This window comes from Deinococcus cellulosilyticus NBRC 106333 = KACC 11606, assembly GCF_007990775.1.
In the GTDB taxonomy this organism is placed as follows: Bacteria; Deinococcota; Deinococci; order Deinococcales; family Deinococcaceae; genus Deinococcus_C; species Deinococcus_C cellulosilyticus.
This window is the reverse complement of the sequence record NZ_BJXB01000029.1, coordinates 62,333-68,357: the sequence shown is the minus strand read 5'-3', so window position 1 is coordinate 68,357 and position 6,025 is coordinate 62,333. Positions and strand designations below refer to the sequence as shown.

3 protein-coding genes are annotated in these 6,025 nt (G+C 54.8%); all 3 read left to right on the top strand.

The window, feature by feature from the left end; genetic code table 11:
- Positions 1–620: 620 nt before the first annotated feature.
- The 3 genes from DC3_RS23695 to DC3_RS23685 are packed head-to-tail and all read left to right on the top strand — an operon-like array spanning position 621 to position 5,729.
- Positions 621–1,544: a DUF4007 family protein gene (locus DC3_RS23695; RefSeq protein WP_186816220.1), complete on the top strand. Its 924-nt coding sequence runs from the start codon at positions 621–623 to the stop codon at positions 1,542–1,544.
- Positions 1,541–4,930, top strand: coding sequence for a hypothetical protein (locus tag DC3_RS23690; RefSeq protein ID WP_146889270.1), 3,390 nt, complete (start codon positions 1,541–1,543; stop codon positions 4,928–4,930). The genes DC3_RS23695 and DC3_RS23690 overlap by 4 nt, the downstream gene beginning before the upstream one ends.
- Positions 4,923–5,729 (top strand): phosphoadenosine phosphosulfate reductase family protein, encoded by an 807-nt coding sequence (locus DC3_RS23685; protein ID WP_146889266.1) that lies wholly within the window; start codon positions 4,923–4,925, stop codon positions 5,727–5,729. Before DC3_RS23690 ends, DC3_RS23685 begins: the two co-directional genes overlap by 8 nt.
- The last annotated feature ends 296 nt before the right edge of the window (positions 5,730–6,025 follow it).

Sequence of the window (6,025 nt, the reverse complement as noted above, 5' to 3'; positions counted from 1 at the left end):
ATCAGAACCCACTGTGACAGTTTTCTTTCTGGCCCTGGAATGGGTGATCTGTGAGTGACATATTGTTGCTGTTGTTTCAGGGTCGTGGCGTATTTGGGATTTGAGAACCTCTGTCAGTCATTGCAATGTGGCTGATTCTCAGCGTTTCATCCTGAGCCTTGTGGGAGTTTGCATTGCAGTTTTTTGTTTGGTCGGTTTGTCTTCATTTCCTGCCAAAACCCCAAAGTCCTCTGAAGTTTCTAGGGGAAAACCCGTAGATGGTGGTCCAGAAAATGAACTGCAAGTTGTCGCGTCTGAATATATTTATTACAATGCCCATTTTTATTGTGTGTTCTGCAGGCATTTTTGTTTTTAGGCATAAAATTAGAAAAATAAAGGTGTGGTTTCCCAAACTTGGATTTTCAGCTATATCCATTTTATGCAGTCATAACCAACAGCTTTAACAACGCAAAAAACCTGTTAAGGCACCAGGACATCAAAGCATCTGCAGGAAGGCAGGGTTTTGAGTCATGGCCCATTTGTGTTCGCCCGAACATCATGCCCTGCAAGCCCTGTAGATGGAGAACATTCACACAGGGCCGCTAGAGGTGTTGTTCTCTTCCTCTTTGAAAGGTCCAACCATGCTCATGACACCTCTAACCCGAACGTCCTTCAGTGGCCATGAATCCTTTGCCCTGCGTTACAGTTGGTTGCCCAAAGCCGTGCAGGGCCTTGAGCAGCAGAGTCACCTGTTTCTCCTTGAAGACGCCACCACTGCACTCGGGGTTGGCAAAAACATGGTGGGTTCCATCCGGCATTGGTGCACGGTGATGGGGCTCATTCAGCCTGTCAAAGGTCACAAAGGCCTTTTCGAGCCCACGACACTTGCAAGACTGCTGCTTTCAGAAAAAGGATGGGACCCTTACCTCGAAGATCCCGCTACCTTGTGGCTCCTGCACCACCTGATCCTGCAAAATCCCGAAGAAGCCACCCTGTGGCACCTGCTTTTCACAGTGTTCCGTACGGACACCTTCACAAGGCAGGAAGTGGTCTCATGGGTCCTCGATCACCTGCAGCATCAGGGAAACTCTCGTGCAAACGCGAATTCCATCGAGCGGGATTTTGAAGTCCTGATCCGCACCTACCTCCCTGCTTTGAACCCGAGGGGTCAGGTCGGGGAAGAGTCTTTTGATTCCCCACTTGTGGAGTTGGGACTCCTGAGGAGGTTGGATCGCAACACCTTCACTTTCATCAGGGGTGAGCACAGAAGCCTCCCAGACGCTGTTTTTGCTTATGCACTGCTCGATTACTGGCAAAAAAACTTTCCTGAAATCTCCACGGTCAGCCTTGAGCGTTTCATGTACCATCCTGGAGCACCCGGGGCAGCCTTCAAACTGACCGAAACAGCTTTTCTCAACCGGGTGGAGCAGGTCCAGGACCTCACTGGAATTCATTTTGATGACACCGCAGGAATGCGCAGCCTGATCAAAAGTGCAGCCTGGCCTGAAAACATCCTCTTCACCCTGCTGGAAAACCATTACACCCTGGAAGGAGCCCTGCCATGAACGCCGTTCTCAGTGAAATGGTGGCGGTGAAAGGCCGTTTCCACCGCAGTGTGCAACTGGTCAAAGACTACAAGGACGCAGAGCACCTGGAAGGGTACATCCTCACCCCCAACGGGCAAAGCCTCACCGAGCGCATCCTGAAAGGACTCTCGCAGGCAGGACAGCCCCGCACCTGGTCCATCACTGGACCTTACGGGTCGGGGAAATCCAGTTTTGCTCTGTTTCTGGCAGACACCCTTGCATCTGCGTTTCCCAGAACCTCGATGGGGCAGGCCATCCGGTCCAGAACTGGCTTTCATCTTGCACCGTTTTTTCCACTCCTGCTGGTCGGGCAACGCAGAAACCTGCACCTGACCCTCAAAGAGGCCATCGTGCAGACGGTGACCGCTGAATTTCCAGAACTGGAAGCGAAGCTGTCCCACTGGCACAGCCCAGATGTGCGGGTGGTGGAGTTGCTCGAAACGGTCACCCAGCACCTGTCCCTGAGGAGCAGGGGAGGTCTGCTGCTCATTCTGGATGAGTTCGGGAAGTTTCTGGAATACGCAGCGCAAAATCCAGACACTGAAGACCTCTTTCTGATGCAGGAACTGGCAGAATTCGCCTCCAGAAGCCTCTTTCCGGTCTGTCTGATCACGGTTCTTCACACAGGTTTCAGCGATTACCTGATGCACGCTGATCACACCGCACGGGCCGAGTGGCAGAAAGTGCAGGGCCGCTTCACCGACGTGAATTTCCAGGAGCCTGCAGAACAATTCCTGCAACTGATTGCCAGTGCTGTGGACTTCCGGACGACACCCGAGATTTCAAAAGCCTATGCCAGACGTGTGAGAGAGGTGCTGGATTCTGGTGCCCTGGATGAGGCCAGAAAACGCATCCCCGGTCTGGACAGCCACCTGCTCAAATCGGTTCCCATCGAACCCATCACTGCCCTTTTATTGTGGCCGCTTTTTCGCAGCAAGCTTGCCCAGAATGAGCGTTCCCTCTTTGCTTTCCTGACCGGAAGTGAACCTTTCGGGCTGCTGGATTTCCTGACCTCCCAGGACACGGACACCGGTACCCCCATGTACTCCCTCTCTCACCTGTACCAGTACGTGGTGAACACCCTCGGGAGTGCCGCTTACCAGAGCGACCTGTCGCGTCGATGGAGCCAGATTGAAGTGGCCTGTGACCGCCTTGGGCAACACGCCTCGCCTCTTCTCAGGCAGGTGGTGCAGGCCATCGGACTGATTTCCAGCTACGGATCACAGGTGGGCCTCAAAGCCACCCGTGAAACCCTGATGGCAGCCTGCGGAGAAGAAGCGGAAGTCGATCAGGCCCTATTGGAACTCAAAAACAAGTCGCTGGTAATCTTCCGCAACTTCGAACAGACCTACGCCCTGTGGGACGGCTCCGATGTGGACCTTGAAGAGGAATTCACGAAAGTCATCGAAAAGCAGGGTCAGCTTTCCCTGTCCCGTGCCCTGCAAAAGCACCTGGACCTGTACCCCCAGATGGCCCGTGCCCACTACATCCGCACCGGAAACTTGCGTTCCTTTGAAGTCACCATTTTTGAAGGCCGCTCCACAGAACTCTCCACCCAGGTCTCAAAACTGAAACCAGACCACCTGCAGATCATTTTTGTCCTGAGCAGTACGGATTCAGAACGCAAGCAGTTGCAGCTGGTTGCCCAGTACCACGAGAAAAACACCAATGTGATTTTCGCTTTTCCCAGACCTGTGGTTGGTCTGGAAGGCATTTTGAGGGAACTCACCGCCTGGGAGACCATAAGGCGCACCAGCACGGCCCTGGAAGGGGACCCGGTGGCGAAAAAGGAACTTGAGGGCCGCATCCAGCAGACCCAACAGCGCCTGGAAAACGTGATCGGTGCGCTCTTCGGGGTGAAAGGGTACCGCTTTGATCCTTCCAGAAGCGAATGGTTCCATGCAGGAAATCTGCATACACCCTCTACCGCAAGACAGTTCCAGCAGTGGCTCAGTCAGATTCTGGACCACATGTATCCCCTCGCTCCGGTGATCCGAAATGAGCTTCTCAACCGCAACCAGCTTTCTTCCCAGTCTGCCAAGGCCAGACGCAACCTGCTGGAAGCGATGCTCCTCAGACATCACCTGCCCAGACTGGGCATGGAGGGTTTCCCTCCTGAGTACAGCATGTATGCCGCTGTCCTGAAAAAAGGCGGTTTTCATCAAGAGTTGAATGGACAGTGGGCATTTACGGAGCCTGAGGGAAGTTATCGGGCGGTGTGGCAGGCCATGATTGAGCTTCTGAAGGAGCGCCAGACTGCCCGTGTTCCCCTCACGGAGCTTTTTGAACTGCTCAGGCTCCCTCCCTTTGGCATTGCTGAAGGCCCCATTCCGGTGCTGGTTTCTGCTTTGCTCATTCACCTGCGCGAACGTGTGGCGATCTTTGATGAAGGGCTCTTTGTGCCAGAGCTCCGAATTGAAACGCTTGAGCGTCTGGTGCGCCGCCCGGACCTGTTCGAGGTGCAGTGGATTGAGTTCACTGACGAAACCCTGCAGGCCCTGCAGGACATGCACGAGGCGATCCGCATTTATGGTGGGAAAACCGAAACAGGGAGCACCCCGCTTTTGATGGATGTGGTGAAGCCCCTGATTCTGGTGGCCGCCAGACTCCCCGCGTACAGCAAATACACCCGCAAACTTGAGCCTGCCTCTGCGGTCCTCCTGCGTGACATGCTGCTGAGGATCAAGGACCCGGTGCAACTCGTCACCCAGGACATCCTCGCCTTGCATCACAGCACCCTGGAAGGGGAAAGCCATCCGAAATCCCTGTCTTCCTGGCTGCTGGACTGCCTGAATGCGATGGGGTCCGCTTACGCGAGCCTGCTTTACCAGATTGAAGAGCAGGTGCGTGAAGCCTTCCAGATCACGGGCACCTCCGAAGAAATGCGTGAAGGCCTGAGAAAACGGGCAGGGCAACTCCGTGGGTACACCGTGGACCAGACCCTCACCGCCTTTGTGCAGCAGCTCTCATCTGCAACTTCAGAGCAGTGGAGGGAGCAAGTTGGACGGGTGGTCCACAGTGGAAAACCCGTCACCGACTGGCGGGATGGGGATCTGATGGCCTTCCAGGTGAAATTGCGCCAGATTGCCAGTGACTTCCAGCGTCTGGAAGAACTGGTGCGCGAAAAAGTGGACGCTGAGCAGGACGCCGGGGTGCAGGTGATCCGCATTTCCATGCTCGGTCAGGACCTCAAGGAAGACCGCAAGGTGTTCAGCCTGCGAGAAGACCAGAGACAGGACGCCGAACTCCTCAGCAATGAACTTCTGAAGCAATTCAGGACGCAAGCAAAAGGACAGGACCCGAACGTGCTTTACTCGGCCCTCGCCCTGCTCACCCGCAAAATCATCGGAGGACACCATGAGTGAAACCATGCGGCACGTTCTGCTGGTCTCAGGGGGCAAGGACAGCACTGCACTTGCCATCTATATGAAAGAACACCACCCCGAGATCGAGATGGAGTACCTGTTCTGTGACACCCACAAGGAACTCCCCGAAACCTACGAATACCTGTCCCGCCTGGAGGCCTTTCTGGGGAAACCCATCACCCGGCTTTTGGAAGACGAGCAGGAGAGGGGTTTTGATTACTGGCTGGACATGTACCGGGGATACCTGCCCTCCCCGAACATGCGCTGGTGCACAAGGCAACTGAAAATTGAACCGTTTGAGAAATACATCGGAACCGACCCCGTGCACCTTTATATCGCCATCCGTGCAGATGAGCACCGGGATGGGCACATCACCTCCAAACCCAACGTGACCCCCGTTTACCCCTTCAAGGAAGCAGGAATCACCAGAGAGGACGTGTTCAGGCTGCTCGAAGAAAGCAGTGTTGGCATCCCAAAATACTACGAGTGGCGTTCCCGTTCTGGCTGCACTTTTTGTTTCTTCCAGCGGGGCATCGAGTGGGTGGGCCTTTTAGAGCGTCACCCCGACAAATTCGAGGAGGCCATGCAGTACGAGAAACCCGAGGAGGGTTACACCTGGAGGGAAGGGGAGAGCCTCGCTGACCTTGCCCGACCAGAACGCATCGCCCAGATTAAACTCGAAGAGGAAAAACGCCAGAAACGGGCCGCAGCACGCCGCAGACCGAAATCCCTGGCCGAAGCTTTCACTGGAGAGATGGACGCCGAGGAAGAAGTGGGCTGTTCCATCTGTCACCTGTGATTAGGAGTTTACAGTTTACAGCGCCCAGCGCGAAGCGACTCAGTGCGACCCAGCCGCCTGGGGAGCACGCTGTCAGAGTCAAGAAGCAGGCCGTCCTGCAAGCGCGTTTTAAGGGCAAGACAGTTCACAGTTCACAGCGGACCGTTTCGCAAGCACGTGATCAGGGCAAGCCTGTGGACAGTTCACAGCAAGCAAAAGCTTTCCTGGCAGGCGATTTTTGCTTTGAATCCTCTTCATGTGACGGTTCTCTGAACTTTTGCTCAGGCCATACGCAAAACACTGTGAACTGTCTACTG